The sequence below is a fragment of the Variovorax sp. CCNWLW225 genome, assembly GCF_037204045.1.
Classification (GTDB): domain Bacteria; phylum Pseudomonadota; class Gammaproteobacteria; order Burkholderiales; family Burkholderiaceae_C; genus Variovorax.
In genome coordinates this window covers 30,789-50,168 of sequence record NZ_JBBCBV010000008.1, presented here as the reverse complement: position 1 = coordinate 50,168, position 19,380 = coordinate 30,789, and the positions used below count along the sequence as shown (strand labels likewise).

At 64.7% G+C, this 19,380-nt stretch carries 15 protein-coding genes and 1 pseudogene; 8 read left to right on the top strand and 8 right to left on the bottom strand.

Annotation, left to right across the window (positions count from 1 at the left end; all coding sequences use genetic code 11):
• Position 1: 1 nt before the first annotated feature.
• From V9L20_RS15330 to V9L20_RS15310, 5 genes are all read left to right on the top strand, one after another.
• Positions 2 to 865: a PilW family protein gene (locus V9L20_RS15330; protein WP_337297245.1), complete on the top strand. Its 864-nt coding sequence runs from the start codon at positions 2 to 4 to the stop codon at positions 863 to 865.
• Positions 862 to 1,434: a pilus assembly PilX family protein gene (locus V9L20_RS15325; protein ID WP_337297244.1), complete on the top strand. Its 573-nt coding sequence runs from the start codon at positions 862 to 864 to the stop codon at positions 1,432 to 1,434. Before V9L20_RS15330 ends, V9L20_RS15325 begins: the two co-directional genes overlap by 4 nt.
• A gap of 15 nt (positions 1,435 to 1,449) precedes the next feature.
• Positions 1,450 to 6,429, top strand: a complete 4,980-nt coding sequence (locus V9L20_RS15320) for a PilC/PilY family type IV pilus protein (RefSeq protein WP_337297243.1) — start codon at positions 1,450 to 1,452, stop codon at positions 6,427 to 6,429.
• Between the two features lie 21 nt (positions 6,430 to 6,450).
• Complete coding sequence (locus V9L20_RS15315; protein ID WP_337297242.1) at positions 6,451 to 6,876, top strand: type IV pilin protein; 426 nt, start codon at positions 6,451 to 6,453, stop codon at positions 6,874 to 6,876.
• Between the two features lie 66 nt (positions 6,877 to 6,942).
• Positions 6,943 to 8,661, top strand: a complete 1,719-nt coding sequence (locus tag V9L20_RS15310; protein ID WP_337297241.1) for a PglL family O-oligosaccharyltransferase — start codon at positions 6,943 to 6,945, stop codon at positions 8,659 to 8,661.
• Positions 8,662 to 8,679: 18 nt separating this feature from the next.
• Here V9L20_RS15310 and moaC read toward each other — a convergent pair whose 3' ends face one another.
• A complete protein-coding gene (gene moaC, locus V9L20_RS15305) occupies positions 8,680 to 9,162 on the bottom strand; it encodes a cyclic pyranopterin monophosphate synthase MoaC (protein ID WP_337297240.1) in 483 nt (160 codons plus the stop codon).
• 54 nt (positions 9,163 to 9,216) lie between these two features.
• Between moaC and V9L20_RS15300 the strand changes: the two genes are divergently transcribed.
• Positions 9,217 to 10,782 (top strand): M48 family metalloprotease, encoded by a 1,566-nt coding sequence (locus V9L20_RS15300; RefSeq protein WP_337297239.1) that lies wholly within the window; start codon positions 9,217 to 9,219, stop codon positions 10,780 to 10,782.
• A gap of 33 nt (positions 10,783 to 10,815) precedes the next feature.
• Here the strand turns inward: V9L20_RS15300 and V9L20_RS15295 are convergent, their stop codons facing one another.
• The 3 genes from V9L20_RS15295 to V9L20_RS15285 all read right to left on the bottom strand — a co-directional run bounded on the left by V9L20_RS15295 (position 10,816) and on the right by V9L20_RS15285 (position 12,556).
• A complete protein-coding gene (locus V9L20_RS15295) occupies positions 10,816 to 11,169 on the bottom strand; it encodes a phage holin family protein (protein ID WP_126749591.1) in 354 nt (117 codons plus the stop codon).
• A 97-nt stretch (positions 11,170 to 11,266) separates the two neighbouring features.
• Positions 11,267 to 11,731, bottom strand: a complete 465-nt coding sequence (locus V9L20_RS15290; protein ID WP_126749590.1) for a hypothetical protein — start codon at positions 11,729 to 11,731, stop codon at positions 11,267 to 11,269.
• Positions 11,732 to 11,812: 81 nt separating this feature from the next.
• Entirely contained in the window at positions 11,813 to 12,556 is a 744-nt protein-coding gene (locus V9L20_RS15285) for a TerC family protein (RefSeq protein WP_337297238.1), read from the bottom strand.
• Between the two features lie 486 nt (positions 12,557 to 13,042).
• On the opposite strand from V9L20_RS15285, the gene V9L20_RS15280 reads away from it, so the two are divergent.
• Both V9L20_RS15280 and V9L20_RS15275 read left to right on the top strand, forming a co-directional pair.
• Entirely contained in the window at positions 13,043 to 13,510 is a 468-nt protein-coding gene (locus V9L20_RS15280; protein WP_157616416.1) for a DUF3717 domain-containing protein, read from the top strand.
• Positions 13,511 to 13,523: 13 nt separating this feature from the next.
• Positions 13,524 to 13,829: a putative signal transducing protein gene (locus V9L20_RS15275; protein ID WP_337297237.1), complete on the top strand. Its 306-nt coding sequence runs from the start codon at positions 13,524 to 13,526 to the stop codon at positions 13,827 to 13,829.
• Between the two features lie 14 nt (positions 13,830 to 13,843).
• Here V9L20_RS15275 and V9L20_RS15270 read toward each other — a convergent pair whose 3' ends face one another.
• The 4 genes and pseudogenes from V9L20_RS15270 to purB form a co-directional block, all read right to left on the bottom strand.
• Positions 13,844 to 14,404, bottom strand: a complete 561-nt coding sequence (locus V9L20_RS15270) for a YaeQ family protein (protein ID WP_337297236.1) — start codon at positions 14,402 to 14,404, stop codon at positions 13,844 to 13,846.
• Positions 14,405 to 14,438: 34 nt separating this feature from the next.
• Positions 14,439 to 16,578: pseudogene (locus V9L20_RS15265) on the bottom strand (TonB-dependent receptor family protein).
• Positions 16,579 to 16,661: 83 nt separating this feature from the next.
• Positions 16,662 to 17,813 (bottom strand): PepSY-associated TM helix domain-containing protein, encoded by a 1,152-nt coding sequence (locus V9L20_RS15260; protein ID WP_337297235.1) that lies wholly within the window; start codon positions 17,811 to 17,813, stop codon positions 16,662 to 16,664.
• Between the two features lie 142 nt (positions 17,814 to 17,955).
• Positions 17,956 to 19,335: an adenylosuccinate lyase gene (gene purB / locus V9L20_RS15255; protein ID WP_258502983.1), complete on the bottom strand. Its 1,380-nt coding sequence runs from the start codon at positions 19,333 to 19,335 to the stop codon at positions 17,956 to 17,958.
• Between the last annotated feature and the right edge of the window lie 45 nt (positions 19,336 to 19,380).

Here is a 19,380-nt window from a genome sequence, read left to right as displayed (position 1 = left end):
CATGCAGCGTACATATCAGCAGTTGACGCACGGTTGCAGCATCGAGCGCTTTCGCGCGGCCGAGCGAGGTATTTCGCTGGTGGAACTCATGGTGGCGGTGGCCGTAGGCCTCTTCGTCATCCTGATCGCCACCACGATATACATGGAAGGATTGCGCAACTTCGGTTTTCGCACCAGCCAAAGCGAGAACCTCGGCAACAGCCGTTACGCTTTGGGAGCCCTGGACAACGAGTTCACGAAGGCCGGTTACCGGCGCGACCCGACGCAGGCGATGGACCAGGCATTTCCAGCGGACGAAGCTGCGCATCCCAATGGTTGCAAGTTCGCGGTGGGCCAGGCGATGTACGCGGTCAACGCCAGCACTTTGTGCATCCGCTACCAGGCGCGCGACAACGACGAGAAAGACTGTGCGGGATCGGCGGCGGGCATCGCCGGGCTGAAGGCGTATGAAGCACCACCCGCGCCGGCCCTGGGCGCCGGCATGTTCGTCGAAAAGTATTTCCTCAGTGGGGAATCGCTGGCCTGCCAAGCCGGCAGCCAGGCCGACCCCAACAAGCAGGAAGTGGCTGCCGGCGTTCGCGGCGTGCATTTCGAATTTGGCGTCGGCAAAGGCAGCGACTCGTTCGCCGAGCGTCGCGTCGAGCAATTCAAGACGGCCACTCCTACGGGCGACGACGTCATCCGTTCGTTGCGTTATGCCGTGCTGCTGGCGAGTACGACCGAGAGAGTCACTGGAGGCATCGACTCGTCGGTGTGCGCCCGATGGGCAGGCGCAGGCGGCGCCGCTGCCAGTTGCGACACCAGTAAAGGCCAGCTCTACCAGCTTGCCAGCGGCTCCCTCACGTTAAGAAACCTGATGCCATGAGCGCGCCACACCACTCCTTGTCTACTTCCCCGCGCGCACGACAGCGCGGAGCCGCGTTGTTCGTCGCGATGATCATGATGCTGCTGGTACTGGTACTGGCGGTGGTTGGAATGCGCAGCGTCACGCTGGAGGCGCGCATCGCGGGCAACATGCTCGAAAGCCAGAAACTTCAAGAGACGGCGGACGGCGCGCTGCGCGAAGGCGAACGCACTATCCAGAAGTACGGCATATCGCTTGCCAAGTGTGCGGATGGTGCGACCAGCCCCTTTGACGGCGTCAAGCCCTGCTACGTTTCCGAAGCCCGTACTGATGTCCTCGGACTGAACACGTCGTTTACCGCTCATGCCGCTGCCGCGGGGTTTGCGGCGCCCTACGCCTCCTGGTATCCGCGCTACATCTCCACCGTCTGTCCCAAGGGGTCGAGCGCCACATCGGCGCTCGAGGCCGCAAATGCCGGCTGCATGGAGTTCTACGAGCTCAACGCCCAGGCCACTGCCGACGACGACGTCCAAACCTGCGGACCTCAGGCGTTTTGCCTGCGCTCCACGGTCAATCTGTTCATCAAATAATCGAGGAGGGCTGAAATGGCTCGTTCCACCGGTTCAAACCGCTCACCCTTTCGCATCTTTCATACGGTAGGCCTGCTCGCAGCCGCAGCGGCTTTGCTGTTCGGCCAGCACCTGGCTACCGCACAGGACAGCGGAGACACGGGCCTGGCACAGACGCCGCTGTTTGTGAGCGAAAGCAACCCGCCGCTGAACATGCTGGTGATGGGGCGCGACCACAAGCTCTACTACGAGGCCTACAACGATGCCTCCGATCTGAACGGTGACGGCGTGATCGACGTGGGCTACAAGCCCGACCAGATCGACTACTACGGCTACTTCAACAACAACGCCTGCTACGAATACAGCAACGACAAGTTCACGCCGGTCGCTGCTGCAACGGGTGCCAAGAAGAAGATATGTGCCGGTGGAACTCGTTGGAGCGGCGACTTCCTGAACTATCTGTCCACATCGCGCATGGATGCCATCCGCCGGGTTCTCTACGGCGGAACGCGTGTGACCGACACCACCACCAGCACCGTTCTGCAGGCCGCCTATCTGCCTCGTGACGCGCATTCCTGGGGCAAGGCCTACGACCCGGCCCGCGACGGCACCGTCTACAACATCAGCGACTACGCGCCGCTGACCCAGCCGGTGAGCGGCACCCGCCATCTCTTTGCCGTGACCACACTGGGTGAAAGCGGCGACAACGCGATCCCTCGCCTGCGGGTGCTCAACGACTCCAAGTTCCAGATCTGGGACTGGGTATCCAAAGAAGGAACTGCGGGGCAAGAGCTTTGCCTGGGCGGGGTGGCATGCGCAACCAACGGCACTTCGGCATTCGAGATATTGCCGAGCAGCGCGTATCGCAATCTGACCATCATGACGTGGAAGAAGACCAACACTTCGGCGACACCGACGAGCGCGTCGCAAATGAAGAAGTTCTTCTCCGACAACGGTATCAACGCCAACAGGTGTGGTACGGGCCCGATCGGTCTGATTGATACCTCCGGCGGAGAGAACAACCCGTTCAGCGGCACCAATGGCTGCACCCACGACAACTATCTGACCCAGATCGAAGGCGAGATCTACATTCCCACGGCTGGAGCCTACACCTTCGCAGTTGATGGAGACGACGCCGTAGAGGCCACCATCGACGGCACCGACTGGGGCTGGTACGGCGGCCACGGCGGAGACCGCAGCCAAACCGGCTTAGAAAGTCATTCGAGGAACTTCAACTTCACCACGGCAGGCTGGAAAAAGGTGATCTTTCGCCATGTCGAAGGAGGGGGCGGCGACAACTGGGGGCTGGCGATGAAGATCACGCGGGCCGCCAGCGTCATCACGACTCACAAGATTCGGGTGGAAACCTGCTCCAGCAACGACTCGGCCTTACGTGAAGCCAGCTGCAAGTCCTATCCGAACAGCGGCGGCACGCCCGTCCACAAGCCAACAGGCTTGCTGCACGATTTCGGTGAAAACAACAAGATGTACTTCGGCCTACTTTCTGGCTCATACCAGAAGAACATCGCGGGGGGCATCCTGCGGCGCAACATCAGCAGCTTTGCCGACGAAGTCAACCCGCAAACGGGCGTATTCCAGACCGGCGTTGCCGGCGTGGTTGCCAACATGGACCGCCTTCGCCTGATCGGCTTCAACGGCAGCCAGTACAACGATTGCGGCTGGATCGCCGACGGTCCCATCAGCGGCAAGACCGATCCGTCGATATGTTCGATGTGGGGCAATCCCGTCGGCGAGATGATGTTCGAGACGCTGCGCTATTTTGGTGGCGCCACCGGTCCGCACAGTCAGTACGACTATGGCAGCGGGGCGAAGGACAGCGTAGATCCTCTGAATCTTTCCAAGCCTGACTGGGTGTCGCCTTACGCGGCAAAACCGAACGGCGGCGGCTATCAGCATTGCGCGCGTCCGGTAATGACGGTGGTCAGCGACATCAATCCCTCGTATGACACGAAGATGCCGGGTAGCCGCTTCCAGTCCATCGCGCTCAATGCGGACGCGCTGACTGGCTTCAACGTAGCCAACGAGGTCCAGGCCATTGGTACGGCCGAGGGCATCAATGGCAAGAACTTCTTCATCGGCCAGTCGACGTCGACCAATGCGAACGGCGCACCGTCTGTGAAGACGGTCGACGATCTCTCATGGGTGCGCGGACTCTCGCCCCAAGAGCCCAGTAAGGAAGGCAGCTATTACTCCGCGGGGGTCTCGCGTTTTGGTGCCAACAACGCTGTTTTTGGCAATGCCCGGGGCAAGAACCGGCTGATGACTTATTCGGTAGCCATTGCTTCCCCGTTGCCCGAGATACGGTTTCCGGTAGGCAATAGCCGATTCGTGACGATCTCCCCTTTTGCCAAGTCTGTTACCGGCTACAACATCGATCCCACGCGTTTCGCGCCGACCAACCAGATCGTGGATTACTACGTCGACCGCATCGCCAACACCGGCGCAGCCGACCAGAATGCCAACATCAACGGTGGGCGGCCCTATGCAGAGTTCCGTATCAACTACGAGGACGTGGAGCAGGGCGCCGACCACGACATGGACGCCATCTCGCGTTACACCGTTGCGCTGCAGGCAGATGGCAGCGTGAAGGTCGACATGCTGTCCGAGTACGCTGCGGGCGGCATCGGGCAGCACATGGGTTATGTGATTTCCGGTACCAATCAGGACGGCATGTACCTGGAGGTGCGGGACAAGGACACCGGCTCGGTGTACTACGCACTGAACACGCCTCCCAACCGTGCGCCCGGTTATTGCGTGGGGAAATCCAACGATTCGGAGTGTGCCAACCTGCCGCTCACGGCCAGTCGGACCTTCACCCCGAGCACCACGGGCTCTTCGGGTAGCTTCCTCAAAGGCCCTCTGTGGTATGCCGCCAAATACGGCATGCCAGGGCGTGATCCCGCCTCGGTCGCGGGCGACCCGGACAACTATTTCCTGGTCACCAACGCCACCACGCTGAAGGCGCAGATGACCAAGGCGTTCAACGACATTTTGCAGAACACCAACTCCGTGACGGCGGTGTCGGTGGACGTGCCCGGCGGCACGATCGCTTCGGGCGCGGATATCTACCGCACCCGCTTCGAGGCCGAAGGCTGGGTCGGTGACGTAATCCGCGACAGGCTCACGGAAAACGCCACCACCGGCTTGAACTACGTGCGTCAGTGGAGCGCAGCAGAGCAGCTGGCCGCGCGCACAACGCCCCGGAATATTCTTTATGCAGGTGCAGGCGCCACCACGCCCACCTTGCGACCCTTCACCTTTGCGGGCATTGGTGGGCAGACGGCCGATGCGGCCTGGCTCACTGCGCTCAACAGGAACCCTGCCACCAACCAGGCAGATGCCAGGGCCGAACAGCGCATCAGCTTCCTGCGCGGCGAAAACGAAACGTTCCGCGCCCGCAAGGCCCTGCCCAGCGGCAAGCCCAATCTGCTCGGTGATATCGTCAATTCGTCGCCGCTGCGCGTAAAGGGCGCGCTCTACCGGACAACAGCTGCAGATGCATTGGAAGGCACCGGCAGCAACTACGCCGACTTTGTCACCGGTCAGGCAAGCAAGCCGGAGATGATCTATGTGGGCGCCAACGACGGCATGCTCCACGCCTTCCGTGCCGAGAACGGCGTGGAGGAGTTCGCATTTATCCCCACCGCATTGCGCAACAGCTTGAACACGCTCACCGCGCCCGACTACGGCAAGAAAGACGGTACATCGCACCGCTACTACGTCGACGGCTCACCGGTTGCCTCGGACGTGTATTTCGGCGGAGCGTGGCACAAGGTGATGATCGGCAGCCTGGGCGCGGGTGGCAGGCAAGTGTTTGCGCTGGACATAACCGACCCCACATCGCCCCAACTGCTGTGGGAGTTTGGGTCCGATCAGAACGCCAACATGGGCAACTCCCTGCCGCAGCCGACCATCGCACGACTCAATGATCCGGCGACCGGCAAAGGCAAGTGGGTTGCCCTGGTACCCGGCGGTTATCAAGGAGGCAACAGCACGGCGGGTGGCGGCGGTGCCAGCCTGTTCGTCCTGGATATTTCCAATGGCGCGGTGCTCCGGCAATTCAATCTGGATGGTGGCATGTCGGCTGCCGAGCTGACGGCTTCGCTGCCCCTGGGCAACGGACTCTCGCGTGCAACCGCCGTGGACAACACCCGCGATGGCAAGGTGGACCTGGCCTACGCGGGCGACTTGGCGGGCAACGTGTGGCGCTTCGACATGAGCAGCGGCGACGTCTCGGCCTGGACGGTGCAGAAGTTCTTCACCGCCAAGGACGCAGACGGCAAGCGCCAGGCGATCACGGCGGCTCCTTATGTGGTGCCGCACCCCACAGGCAAGGGCGACCTGGTGATCATTGGCACCGGCCGCCTGCTGACCGCCAGCGACAAGAGCAGCACGCAGAGGCAGACCGTGTATGGCGTTTGGGAGCGTTACAACGAAAAGGGTGTGGCGGCGCCCACACCATTGCCGACGGTGGCCAAAGGACGCGCCGACATGCAGAGCCAGTCGTTCGCGGAACTGGACACCGGCTCAGGCAACTTCTCGCTCACGAACAACACAGTGCAGTGGTACAAGACCGGCACGACCGCCAAGCGGGATATCGATGTCGAAAAGTGGGGCTGGGTCGTGGACCTGCCACGCAACGGCGAGAAGGTGGTCTATGACATGACGCTGTACGGCAGGGGACTGTTCCTCTCGTCGGTGCGGACTTCAGACGACCCTTGTGCGGCGGGCATGAGCGGCACGATCTACGGCATCGATCCGAACGGCGGTGGCCGAACAGAGTACGTCGTGTTCGACATGAACGGCGATGGATTTTTCAACGGCGCAGATGCAATGGCCGGCGGTCAGGTCACCGGTACTGGAACAGGTGCGGGCAGGCAGACCATTCGCGGAGAGCGGGTGTTCGACCCCGAGGCAAATGCCGAACGACGCGTCAATCACGGCTTGCAGTTTGGCCGCCAAAGCTGGCGCAAGCAGCCGCCGAATCCGAGCTGATGTTTTTTGAAGGAGAAACCAGTGCGCAATGCTGAAAAGGGCTTCACCCTGATCGAGCTGATGATCACAGTGGCCATCGTCGGCATTCTTGCGGCGATCGCTTACCCGTCATACACGGAGTACGTGATGCGGTCCCGGCGCGTGGAAGGGCAGAACCTGCTCAATGACGCGGCCGCCCGGCAAGAGCGATACAGGGCGCAGAACGGCGTGTACGCCGGCGCCGGCGAGTTAGACAAACTGAAGCTGCCAACAGGCGTCGCATCGCAAAACGGTTACTACACATTGACCCTGAGTGTGGTCGCCGACGACGGTGGCTTCACATTGAAGGCGACCCGCGCCGGGGCGCAGGTTGCGGATGGCAAGTGTGGCGACTTCACTTTGAATGCCAAGGGAACCAAGGGAATGGCAGCCGATAGTCCGGGAACAGCGGCGACTTGCTGGCGCTAGGAGGGAGCCCCCTTCACACCGAACGTGTAGAAGACGGGGACGAAAGCGGTTGGCACAATCGAGCAGATGACGCTTCGAGCTGTGCCCTTCGAGGCACCCGCACCCGCCTCCGCTGCAAAAATCGGCCACGTTGTGCGTGCGGGGCTGATCGCGTTCCCCTTCCTCTGCCCACTCGTCGGTGGGCCATCGGTCAATGTCTGGCAACTGATGGCAACTTGGGCGTGCGTTGCGGGACTACTTGCGTTCGGACCAGCCGTACGCCCTAAACGCGAAATAGGGATATGGCTGGCGCTGGGCGCCATTGCCGTGGTGCTGTCAGCGCGTGAGGAGCCGATTTCTTATTGGTTGCCGGTTTGCGCAACCCTGGCCGGTATGGCCGCCGCGGCCTGTGTGGGCGCTGGAATCACCCGGGGCGGCCCCTCCGCCGCCGGGGTACTGGCGACCGGCATCCTCGCGGCCGGCCTCGTCAGCGCCGTCCTCGGCCTGCTCCAGTACTACGGGCTGGCCGAACCGCTGGTGCCCTGGACCACTACGCCCGCGCTCGGCCAGGCATACGGCAACCTGCGCCAGCGCAATCAGTTCGCCACGCTGGTCAGCATGGCGCTGGTGGCGGCGCTCTGGAGCCACGCCGCGCAGCCGTCGGTGCAGGTCAGGCGTTGGCTGGTGGCGGCTGCTTTGCTGCTGTTGGTGGCCGCGGCAGCGTCAACGTCGCGCACCGGACTGCTTCAGCTACTGTCGATCGTCGGCATCGCAACGCTGATCGCGTGGCGCGAGCGCCGCACTGCGCCTGAAAGCGACAGGAAGCATTTCAGCCTGCCGCCGCCACTCATGCTGCTCGCGATGGTCCCGATCTATTTCGCCATCGCATGGGTGCTGCCCCAACTCACCGCCAGCGAGGTCGAAGGCATGATGCGCCGCCTGCAGGAAGGCGCCCCAGGCGACCACACGCGGATGATTCTCTGGCGCAATGTGCTCACGCTGATCGCCGAGCATCCCTGGACGGGGTGGGGCTGGGGCGAACTGGCCTTTGCGCACTACAGCACGCTGTATGAGGGGTCGCGGTTCCCGGAGATCCTGGACAACGCGCACAACCTGCCGCTGCATCTGGCCGTGGAGCTGGGCATTCCGGCATCGGCGCTCATCTGCGGCGGTTTCATCTGGATGGTGCTGGCGGCGCGGCCCTGGCGCGAGCGCGATCCGGCGCGGCTCATGGCGTGGGGCATGCTGGGTGCGATCGTGCTGCACAGCCTGCTGGAATATCCGCTCTGGTATGGGCCGTTCCAGCTGGTGTTCGGGCTGTGCCTGGGAATGCTGTGGCCGGCGCGAGTTGCTTCGTCGCGGCAACGGCTCAAAGCCAGGTGGCTGAACACGGCCGTGTTGCCCGCCGCGGCGGCCAGCGCGCTGGCGGCGGTGGTCGGCTACGCCACCTGGGACTACATCCGCATCAGCCAGATCTACCTGCCGCGCGACGAGCGTCTGCCGGCCTATGAAGACGACACATTGGCCAAGGCAAAGAAGTCCTGGCTCTTTGCACGGCAGGTGGATTTTGCCGAGCTGACGCTCACGCGGGTGACCGCCGCCAACGCCGCCCAGATGCATTCACTGGCCGCGCGCACCCTGCATTTCTCGCCCGAGCCCCGCGTGATCGTCAAGCTGATCGAAAGCGCTGAACTGACGGGGCGAGATCAGGAGGCGTGGCAACAGGCGGAGCGATTCCGCATCGCCTTTCCTGTGGAATACGAGCGGTGGCTGAGGGGCCAGCCAGTCGACGCTCGGTCGCCCTAGATGTACCTGGCCGGCGAGCTAGCCGGCGACGTAGCTCCCCGACTTTCCGCCGTGCTTTTCCAGCACATGCACGTCGGTGATCCGCATGCCGCGGTCCACCGCCTTGCACATGTCGTAGATCGTGAGCAACGCCACCTGCACGGCGGTCAGCGCTTCCATTTCGACGCCTGTCGGCCCCACGGTTTCGACGGTTGCCGTGCACACCACCTGCGGCGCGTTGCCTTCTTCGGCCAACGCAAACGCCAGCGCCACGCGCGTGAGCGCCAGCGGGTGGCACAGCGGAATGAGGTCGCTGGTTTTCTTGGCGGCCTGGATGCCGGCAATGCGGGCGATGCCGAGCACGTCGCCCTTCTTCGCGGTGCCCGATTCGATCAGCTTCAGCGTCGCGGGCTGCATCTCGATGCGGCCAGTGGCCACGGCTACGCGGTGCGTGGCAGGCTTGGCCGCGACGTCGACCATGTGGGCTTGGCCCTGGGCGTCGAAATGGGTGAGGGAGCTCATGTGTGAACGTTCGGTGTGGAGGTGCATCATACGAGCCCGAGCCATGGACGAGGAATGCCGCGCTTGACTCCTTTTGCCAAGAAAAAAAGTTCTGCCGCACCCGCTTTGCGGTCGTTGTGCGCTACCGTTTTAATAGCTTGCCAGGTATTGTTGCTGGTGCCTGCCCGAGCGCAGCTGCAGGTGCTGCCGGGGCTGGGCGACGGCGGCGAAATGACGGCCAGCGCCGAGCGCCAGCTGGGCGACCAGATCGCGCGCGAGCTCTACCGTGACACCGACTACATCGACGACCCGGTGGTCGGCGCCCATGTGCAGGAAATCTGGCAGCGCCTGATGACTGCCGCACGCGAGCGCGGCGAGCTCACGCCCGAGCTCGACGAGCGCTTTGCCTGGGTCGTTCTGCTGGGCCGCGACCGCAACATCAACGCCTTTGCGCTGCCGGGCGGCTACCTGGGGCTGAACATGGGCTTGATTGCCACCGTGGGCAGCCGCGACGAGCTGGCAACGGTGCTCGGGCATGAGCTCTCGCACGTCACGCAACGCCACATCTCGCGCATCATGAGCCGGCAGGGCAAGCAGATGCCGCTGATGCTGGCGGGTTTGATCCTCGGCATGATCGCGGCCAGCAAGAGCCGCAACGCCGATGCGGGCCAGGCCGTGATCATGGGCAGCCAGGCGCTCTTCATGCAGAACCAGCTGAGCTTCTCGCGCGACATGGAGCGCGAGGCCGACCGTGTCGGTTTTGGCGTGATGACCCAGGCGGGCTTTGCACCGCAGGGCGCGGCGACGATGTTCGAGAAGCTGCAGTACGCCGCGCGCCTCAACGACAACGGCTCGTACCCCTATCTGCGCAGCCACCCGCTCACGTCGGAGCGCATCTCCGACATGCAGGGGCGCTTCCAGTTCCGCATGGACACGGCCCCGGCCATGCCGCTGGTGATGGACCACGCGATGATCGCGGCGCGCGCGCGGGTGCTCACGCGGCCGGGTGTCGATGTGCTGCGGCTTTGGGTCGACGCCGCCTCGAGCGGCGAGTTCGCCAGGAGCAGCCCGGCCCAGCAGGCCGGCACGCTCTACGCGGCGGCGCTGTCAGCCAAGGAGCTGCGCGATTTCAGATCGGCGCGCGCGCTGGCCGAGCGATTGACCGCGCGCACCGCCGAAGACGCATCCGCCGCCAAGCTGGCGCGATGGCTCAACGCCGAGATCGAACTCGCCGGCGGCGGCGCTTCCAAGGCCGCCACTTTGCTCGATGTGAAATCCAAAGAGCGGCCGGAGATGCTGCTCGCGGCCGAGGCCGCCGTGGCCACCCGCCAGCCCGCGCCCATGGTGCCTGTGCTGCGCGACTGGGTGGCCACGCATCCGCGCGACGCCACCGCCTGGCGCGCGCTGGCCAATCTTTACGGCGCGCAGAACGACACCCTGCGCGCCGTGCGCGCCGATGCCGAAGCCAACGTCGCCATCCTCGACTACCCCGCTGCGCGTGACCGCTTCAAGGCCGCGCAGGAGCTGGTGCGCAAGCCCGGTGCGCCCATCGACCACTACGAGGCGTCGATCATCGACACCCGTGCGCGGGCCGTGGAAGCGATGGTGAAACGGCAGGCTGAAGAGCCGCCGCTGCGCTGAGCCGGGTCGGGTGACGCGAGCGGGAGCTCTCGCTCAGCGCTTGGAAAGAAGCCCGCCCAGCGCGGCTTCGATCACCAGCCCCAGCAGCGAATAGATCAGCGAGCCGATCAGCGCCGCCACGAAGCCGCTGACCTGAAAGCCGCCCAGCAGGCCCGATGCGGCCCAGAACAGCAGCGCATTGATCACGAACAAAAACAGCCCCAGCGTGACGATGGTGACCGGCAGCGTCAGCACCACCAGCACCGGCCGGACGATCATGTTGAGCAGGCCGATAACCGCGGCGGCAATCAATGCGGAGCCGAAGCTGTTGACCTGGACGCCGCTGTAGAGATAGGCCACCGCCAGCAGCGCGACGGCGCTGAGCAGCCATTTGATGATGATTCGCATGCGCCGCAGGATACCCCAGCGGCTCCAAAACAACGAGCCCCGGGCGTTGCCGCACCGGGGCTCGTCAGGGGACGTTTCGCAGCGTTGAACCGGCGGCTTATTCGGCCAGTTCGTTCGCAAGCACCAGCAGCGCACCCATGCCCATCACGGCACCGGGAAACGCCCAGCCCGACTGGCGCGGCGGCGTCTGCTCGTGCGTGACCGGCTCCAGGTCGACACCGATCTTGGGGCGGCGCGCATCGACCACGTGCGTGGCCGCATGTTCGCGCTTGAGCTGCTGCGTCAGTTCGGTCAGCGGGCCCTTGGCAAGCACCGCCGTCACCTGCCCGCCATTGCGCTCCAGCATGGGCAACAGCTGCGCCTGCACCTTGCTGAACCACTTGGCGCGCCAGTTTTCGCGCGCGCTGTGGCTCACCCACTTGCTGATGCGGTGCGTCATGCGCGGAGCGCAGGCCACCAGTACCCAATGGCGCGCCACGACGCTGCCGGCGTCCGGTGCGAGTTCTGCGAACTGCTCGGCGGCATAGCCAGCGTCGTCGACATAGAGAATGATCTTTTCCATGAGGCGCTCCTTCAAGTAGTTAGAGTGGCAGAGACTGTTCCATAGAGGAAGAGCATTTTCTCCGATGGCGGCTGCGGGCGATCAGCTCGTGGTCGCGGCTTCTTCGGCGTGCTTCGGGCGGCGCATGGCCACCAGCTTGCCGATGACCAGCACCAGCAGCGCACCGGCAACACCGGCGGCGTACCTGACCGTATCGCTCTGCGGCACCTTCGGCACCCAGGTCCAGGCCGCGGTGTTCGACAGCGCGGGATCGGACACCGCCATGGTGCCGGCAATCCAGCCCAGCAGCATGCCGCCGATCGTGATGATGATCGGGAAGCGGTCCATCAGCTTGATGACCAGCTGGCTGCCCCAGACGATGATCGGAATGCTCACCAGCAGGCCGAAGATCACGAGCGGCATCTGGTGGCCTTGGCCGGCACCTTGAGCGGCGCCGGCAATGGCGATCACGTTGTCCACGCTCATGACCAGGTCGGCCACGATGACGGTCTTCACGGCGGCCCACAGCTTGTCGCTGCCCTGGATGTTGCCGTGCGCATCGTCATGGTCGGGGGCCAGCAGCTTGACGCCGATCCACACCAGCAGCGCGGCGCCGACCAGCTTGAGGAACGGAATCGCCAGCAGCGTGAGCGCGAAGAAGATCAATATCACGCGCAGCACGATGGCACCGGCGGTGCCCCAGAGAATGCCCTTGGTGCGCTGCGCAGGCGGAAGCTTGCGGCAAGCCAGGGCGATGACGACGGCGTTGTCGCCACCGAGAAGAATGTCGATCATGATGATCTGACCGACCGCGACCCAGAATTCCGGGGCCATGAACTGTTCCATAGGTTCCTCTTGTCTTCGCGCGCCATTCGGCCATCCATCCTAAGAGGAATGGCGGCAGTTTGGCGCATTCGTTCGTTTCGATTCATCCCGTGCGGGCTGTTCGAAGCATGACGAAGACCGGTGGTGGAACCGGGAATTCAGGAACGCTTCGATCAAACCTGCACAGGTTCAAATCGAAGGTCTTGCTCGACAGCGCATACCGGCAGGCACGCGTTGCCCGACAGGCCGGAAGTGTTGTGCTTCGTATTGACGACCTGGCGTTTTCCGCCGTCGTGGACGGCAGTCGGGAGCTACTCCCCTTCGTGGGGGGATTAGATCATCGAGCCCCCCGCCCTGGCAACCAAAAGTTTTCTGCGCGTTGGGGATGACGCGCCAAAACGCGCGCGAACAGGGGCGCCGGCGCTCCATTTTTGGTAGCGCACATAACCTTCGGCGGCTGCGGGGCATTGCCGGACTATGATCGCCGCTCGCTGTTTTTTCTCTCCCATGGCCGCCATTCACATCACAGACATCGAGGCCGCCATCAACCATTGGCGCGAGAAGAGTCCCTCGCCCGACGGCATCACGCTGGCGCCCGAATTGCGCGCGCTCGCGGAGGTTTATGCGCTCATGGTGTTCCACCATGAAGACGAGGTCGACGAGCAGGGCTTCCCTGAAAAAGCCTGGGCCGCCTGGCTCGACTGGTACCACAGCACGCCCGACACGCCGTGCATTGCCATCTGCTCCACGAGCCAGGGCGACGACCAATGCAAGGGCTGCGGCCGCAGCTTCGACGAGGTGCAGCACTGGCCGGCCATGTCGCCGGCCGAAAAGCGCGTCACGTGGCGCCGCATCACCATGGAAGACACGGCCTGGCGCTTCAACAAATACGCCGAGCGGGCGCGCGAAGCCGAGCCGCCGCAATGGCCGGACGAAGATCCCGCCGAGCCCCTCGGCCCCGACGACACGCCCTAAAAGAGGCCCACGCATGCGCCGCCTCGCCCAAGCGCCGAACCTCGCAATCGCGACCTTGTGGGTGCATGCGCTGCGCGAGGAGGGCGTCGAGGCAACCGTTCAGCGTGAATTTCTCGGCGCGGTGATGGGCCAACTGCCGCCCGACCAGTGCCTGCCGGAAATCTGGATCGACGACGAAACCCAGTTCGAGCGCGCGCAGCAGGTGCTGCATGCGGCGCAGCACCGGCCGCAGCGCAAGTGGCAGTGCGCCTGCGGCGAGCGGATCGAAGGCGGCTTTGAGCAGTGCTGGCACTGCGGCGCGATGATGCCGGCGGCCTAGCGCCTGTTGAATGCTTACTTCCAGCGCAGCAGTTCGACGTCGATGCTGTGGGTGCCGTCGCCCAGCGTCAGCGTGTTTTCCTGGATGGTCGCCTGCAGCTGCATGCTGCGTTGCGCCAGCGCGGCCAGCGCCTGCGAGGCCTCCGTCGGCACCCGGTAGACGGACAGGTTCTGCGGCCGCGTGAGCTTGTTCTCGATGCCGCGCCACCAGATCTCGGCGGCATGGTTGAAGCAATAGACGATCACTTCGTCCGACTTGCCGCAGGCCTTGATGATGGGCTTGTCCTCGGGCTGGCCGACCTCGATCCACAGCTTGGTCTCGCCCGTGAAATCGCGCAGCCACACATCGGGCTCGTCCACGTTCGACAAGCCCGCGCCAGAGGCCAGCGTGCCGTCGCCCTGGCACACGTCCTGCAGCTTGTAGGCATTGAGCGCCAGCGCGACGAGCCGGATCATCATCCGCTCGTCGGTCTCGCTCGGGTGGCGAGCCAGGGTCAGCGCATGGTCGGCGTAGTAGCCGTGGTCGATGTCGGCCACCGCGAGGGCGGCCTTGAAGATGGTGGATTTGAGGGCCATGGGTGCGCGAGTGTATGCGCCCCCACGGGCGCCGTCAGAACGCCACCGAGGCCTGCAGGTACAGCGTGCGCGGCTGGCCCACGTACTTGCCGCCGTTGTTGTCGACCGAGCGGTTGTAGTAGCGGCGGTCGAACAGGTTCTTGACGCCCACGGCCAGCTTCAGGTTGCTCATCGAGGGGCCGAAGTCGTAGCCCGCGCGCAGGTTCATGGTGGCGTAGCCTGGAATGTTGCCGAGCCGGCCTGTCGAATCTTCCTCCGTGATGTACCGCGCACCGTCGTCGGGCGATCCCGGCGAACGCTGCTTCGATTGCGCGTACACGTCGGCGTTGAAGGTCCACGGCCCGCGCTCGTAGCGTGCGCCGAGCGTTGCCACCTGGCGCGAGTAGAACGGCAGGTCGCGGCCCGCAAAGGCGCCCGCCTTGGAGGTGGCCTGCGTGTACGTGTAGGTGGCCGACAGCGACAGGCCCTTGAGCGAATCGCTCAGGCTGCCCATGTCGTAGCGCAGCGCCGACTCCAGGCCGCGGTGCCGAGTGGCGCCCAGGTCGGTCCACTGCCCGACGTCGCCGGTGATGGAGCGGGCCAGCTGCAGTTCCTTGTCGAAATTGATGTTGAACAGCGTCAGCTCGCCGCTCCAGGTCTCGCCCTTGTAGTGCGTGCCGACTTCGTAGGTCTTGGCTTTTTCGGGATGCAGGCCGGTGGTGGACTGCGCAAGCTGGGCGTACTGCTGCGGGCCGAACGACACGCCGGCGTTCGCAAACACCGACCAGCGCTCGCTCATGCGGTAGAGCACCGACAGCGTCGGCAGCACTTCGTTGGAATCGATCTTCGGATAGATCGCGCCGGTCACGCGGTTGTTTGCCACGGTGAAGACATCGTTGTGCGAGCGGATCGATTCGTAGCGCACGCCGGGCGTGATCGTCCAGTTGCCGAAATCGATGCGGTCGTCGATGTAGAAGGCATGCGCGGTCGTGCCGCCCTTGCTCGTCTGGTATGCCGGCTGGGCGCGCGTGTAGGCGTTGTAGCCGGGCGTGGGCGTGTAGTAGCTGCTGCGTGTTGCCACCTCGGAGGCTTCTTCCTTCAGGTAGCGCACGCCCACGCTCACTTCCTGCACCACGCTGCCCGAATCGATCAGGCGCGAGTAGCGGGGCTCGATGGCAAAGGTCTTGTAGTCGCGCGGAGCCGTGGTGAGCCGGCGCCGGCCGGTGTTGGCGCCGGTGCCTTCCTGCTCGAGGTAGCTGCTGCGGTACGAGTCCGTGTAGTAGGTCAGCATCTCGAACTTGTTCACGCCGTCGTTGTGCGTGTACTTGATCGAGCCGTCGGTGCGGCGTCCGGAAAATTCGTCGAAAGGGCGGTCCGACTGGAACGGGTTGACGGCAAATTGCGCCGTCGTCAGGCCGCCGGGCATGCGGCCCTTGCCTTCGAAATGGTGCACCGAGACGGCAATGTCGTCGGTCTTCGAGATGCGATACGCGCCCTTCAGCATCAGGTCGTTGATGCTGGTGTGGTCGTTGCTCTGCCGAAAGCCGTCGCCGTGCGTGCCCGAATACAGCAGCGCAAGACCCAGGCCGTTCTCGTTGGTGCCGCCCATGAACAGCGTGGGCGTGGTCTTGACGCCGCCCCCATGGCTGGCGCTTTCGACACCCACGCCGATTTCGCCTGCAAACTGCTTCGGAATCGCCCGCGTCACGAAGTTGATGATGCCGCCCACGTTCTGGGGGCCGTAGCGCACCGAGCCCGCGCCGCGCACCACGTCGACCGCCTCCAGGCTGCCAAGGGAAAGGGGTGCCAGCGACAACTGCGGCTGGCCGTAAGGCGCATAGGCCAGCGGTACGCCATCCAGCAGGATGGTCGAGCGCGGCGACAGCCGCGAGGTGAGCCCGCGCACGCCTACGTTGAGCGAAATGTCGCTGCCGCCCGTGCCGTTGCTCTCCTGCACCTGCACGCCGGGCACCCTGGCGCAGCACGTCGCGCACGCTGCTCGATCCGCTTTCCTGGATCTGCTTGCGCTCGATGATGCTGCGTGCGCCCGGATGCTCGAGCACCTTCGTCTCACTGGGCGAGCCGAGCCAGTCGCCCGTAACGGTCACCGCCTCCAGCGATTTAGCGCCCGATGCGGCATCAGCAGGCTCCGCGTCGGCCGCAAAACTCTGGAAGCTGATGGGAAACAGCGCCATGACCAGCGCGGCGCACTTTTTCTGCTTGAACAAGGTTTCTCCTCGGATATCTCAATAAATCGAAAGCTGCTGCGGCGTCCCGCTCAAGACGTGGTGCGGGTGCTGCCGGAAAGTGCCCGGTCGCGGGCCGCCGCCGCGGCGACGGCGCGGCGCCGCCACCAGAGCCAGACGCCGCTCACGCCCAGGCCGCAAAGGGCAAGGCCGAGCAGCACGGTGACCGCCTGGTGCGCCAGCCCGCCCAACTCGCCGGTGTGCAGCGGGTAAATCACCACCACCGCGCCGTTGCCCACGTCAAGGTCCTGCCAGCGGCGCACCGCCAGCACCTCGCCCGTCAGCGGATGCAGCCAGGCCGAACCGATGCCGTTCGGATGCGGGTCGTCGGGCAGCCGGAAGCGCACGCGCAGCGACCGGTCGGGCTTGGCCGGCACCTGGACGTAGCCGATCGGCTGGCCCGGAAACACCTGCTGGGCGCGGGCGACGAGCTCGTCGAGCGAAAGCCGGGGGCCTGACGCGGGGCCCTTGGGCACCACGGGCGGCTTGACCTGCTGCTGCCCGACCGCGGCTGAAATGAAGTTGCCGAGCGGGCGCCAGGCCATGTAGGCGCCTGTGAAGATCGACACCGCGATCAGCAGCCCGAGCACCGCGCCGCCGGTGCGGTGCAAATCGAACAAGCCGCGCAACAGCCCGCGGTTCAGCACGATGCGCAGCGAGGGCGGCCAGCGCGTGGGCCACCAGAGCACCACGCCCGTGACCAGCAGGAAGAGGTAGGCCAGCGCCACAAAAGCCAGGATGCCCTTGCCCGTGTCTTCCAGCAGCAGGCTGCTGTGCAGCTCGAACATCAGGTTGTAGGCGCCTTCGTGCGACCCGCGTCGGCCTTGCTCAGCGCCGGTTGCCGGGTCGAGGTAAAGGGTGCCCTCCCACGGCCCACGCACATACACCCAGAGCGTTTCGCCGGGCTTGCGCGGCGGCCGCAGCGTGAAGTTGGTGGTGGGGCCGAACTCGGCCAGGATGCGCTGGCGCAGCGGCTCGAGCTGCAATGCGGACGCGGCGGCCGTTCCTGTTCCCGCATCAGCCGCGCTTCGTGCGACGAAGAACGCGGGGTGCGCGTAGCGATCGATCGGCAAGGCCACCACCAGCACGGCGCCAAGCAGCGCCGTGAGGGCGAGTACCGGTCCGAGCGAAAGGCCGATCCAGCGGTGAATCTTGAGCCAGAGGCGTCTCAGGGGGGCGCGCATGAACAACGGGGACTTCGAGGCGCCCGTCACGGTTGTTGGCTGGCGCGCCGGTCACGGCGCGTTGGCTGGAAATTTCGGCAAAAGGCGAAAGCGCCAAGCGAACAGCCGCCCTCGGGCGGCTGGTGCATCGGTGCGGGAAGCCTCAGATTCTACTGGCGAGCTCCGCGGCCTTGCCCACGTAGCTGGCCGGCGTCATGGCCAGGAGCCGCTCTTTTTCGGATTCCGGAATCTCGAGCGAGCGGATCAGGCCGTGCAGCGCCTCGGCCGTGACCGTCTTGCCGCGCGTCACTTCCTTCAGCTGCTCGTAGGCGCCCTGTACCCCGTAGCGGCGCATCACCGTCTGGATGGGCTCGGCCAGCACTTCCCACGAGGCGTCGAGGTCTTCGGCCAGCGCTTCCTCGTTGAGCTCCAGCTTGCCGAGGCCCGTGGCCAGGCTCGCATAGGCCAGCGTGGCGTAGCCGAAGGCCACGCCGATGTTGCGCAGCACCGTGCTGTCGGTCAGGTCGCGCTGCCAGCGGCTGATCGGCAGCTTCTCGCTCAGGTGGCGCAGCACCGCATTGGCCAGGCCCAGGTTGCCCTCGGCGTTTTCAAAGTCGATCGGGTTGACCTTGTGCGGCATCGTCGAAGAGCCGATTTCGCCTTTCTTGAGCCGCTGCTTGAAGTAGCCCAGGCTCACATAGCCCCAGATGTCGCGCGAGAAGTCGATCAGGATGGTGTTGGCGCGCGCCACCGCGTCGAACAGCTCGGCCATGTAGTCGTGCGGCTCGATCTGGATGCTGTACGGCTGGAAGCTCAGGCCCAGGCCTAGCGGTGCCGGCGTTTCGATCACCTTGCGGCTGAACGCCTCCCAGTCGAAGTCTGGCCAGGCGGCGAGGTGGGCGTTGTAGTTGCCCACCGCGCCGTTCATCTTGCCGAGCAGCTGCACCGCCGCAATCTGCGCGCGGGCCTTCGAGAGGCGCACCGCGACGTTCGCAATTTCCTTGCCCACGGTGGTGGGGCTCGCGGTCTGGCCGTGCGTGCGCGACAGCATCGAGACGCCGGCGAACTGGTGCGCCATTTCGCGCAGCTTGGCAATCAGCCCGTCGATGGCCGGCAGCACCACTTTCTCGCGGGCGGCCTGGATCTGCAGCGCATGGCTGGTGTTGTTGATGTCTTCGCTGGTGCAGGCAAAGTGCACGAACTCGGCGGCGGCCAGCAGTTCCGGCCGGGCTTCGAACTTGGACTTGATCCAGTACTCGACCGCCTTCACGTCGTGGTTGGTGGTCTTTTCGATTTCCTTGATGGCCAGCGCGTCGGCCTCCGAGAAATGGGCGACCAGGCCCAACAGGTACTTGCGGGCGCCGCCCGTGAGTGGCTTGAATTCAGCGAAGCCGCAGTCGGACAGCGCAATGAACCACGCCACCTCGACCTGCACGCGCCGGTGCATGTAGCCCTGTTCGCTCATCAGCGGGCGCAATGCCGCGAGTTTGGCCGCATAGCGGCCGTCCAGTGGGGAGAGGGCGGAAACGGTGGAGAAGCTCATGCCCGAATTTTAGGCGGCCCGCGCCGAGGCCCGTTTGCGACAGTT

What these genes read in the sequence shown, in the direction of transcription:
- V9L20_RS15325 (WP_337297244.1), top strand. Translation starts at nt 862, where the DNA reads ATGAGCGCGCCACACCACTCCTTGTCTACTTCCCCGCGCGCACGACAG.
- V9L20_RS15280 (WP_157616416.1), top strand. Translation starts at nt 13,043, where the DNA reads ATGGCCGCCATTCACATCACAGACATCGAGGCCGCCATCAACCATTGG.
- V9L20_RS15285 (WP_337297238.1), bottom strand. Translation starts at nt 12,556, where the DNA reads ATGGAACAGTTCATGGCCCCGGAATTCTGGGTCGCGGTCGGTCAGATC.
- V9L20_RS15310 (WP_337297241.1), top strand. Translation starts at nt 6,943, where the DNA reads ATGACGCTTCGAGCTGTGCCCTTCGAGGCACCCGCACCCGCCTCCGCT.
- V9L20_RS15260 (WP_337297235.1), bottom strand. Translation starts at nt 17,813, where the DNA reads ATGCGCGCCCCCCTGAGACGCCTCTGGCTCAAGATTCACCGCTGGATC.
- moaC (WP_337297240.1), bottom strand. Translation starts at nt 9,162, where the DNA reads ATGAGCTCCCTCACCCATTTCGACGCCCAGGGCCAAGCCCACATGGTC.
- V9L20_RS15300 (WP_337297239.1), top strand. Translation starts at nt 9,217, where the DNA reads ATGCCGCGCTTGACTCCTTTTGCCAAGAAAAAAAGTTCTGCCGCACCC.
- V9L20_RS15270 (WP_337297236.1), bottom strand. Translation starts at nt 14,404, where the DNA reads ATGGCCCTCAAATCCACCATCTTCAAGGCCGCCCTCGCGGTGGCCGAC.
- V9L20_RS15275 (WP_337297237.1), top strand. Translation starts at nt 13,524, where the DNA reads ATGCGCCGCCTCGCCCAAGCGCCGAACCTCGCAATCGCGACCTTGTGG.
- V9L20_RS15330 (WP_337297245.1), top strand. Translation starts at nt 2, where the DNA reads ATGCAGCGTACATATCAGCAGTTGACGCACGGTTGCAGCATCGAGCGC.
- V9L20_RS15290 (WP_126749590.1), bottom strand. Translation starts at nt 11,731, where the DNA reads ATGGAAAAGATCATTCTCTATGTCGACGACGCTGGCTATGCCGCCGAG.
- purB (WP_258502983.1), bottom strand. Translation starts at nt 19,335, where the DNA reads ATGAGCTTCTCCACCGTTTCCGCCCTCTCCCCACTGGACGGCCGCTAT.
- V9L20_RS15320 (WP_337297243.1), top strand. Translation starts at nt 1,450, where the DNA reads ATGGCTCGTTCCACCGGTTCAAACCGCTCACCCTTTCGCATCTTTCAT.
- V9L20_RS15295 (WP_126749591.1), bottom strand. Translation starts at nt 11,169, where the DNA reads ATGCGAATCATCATCAAATGGCTGCTCAGCGCCGTCGCGCTGCTGGCG.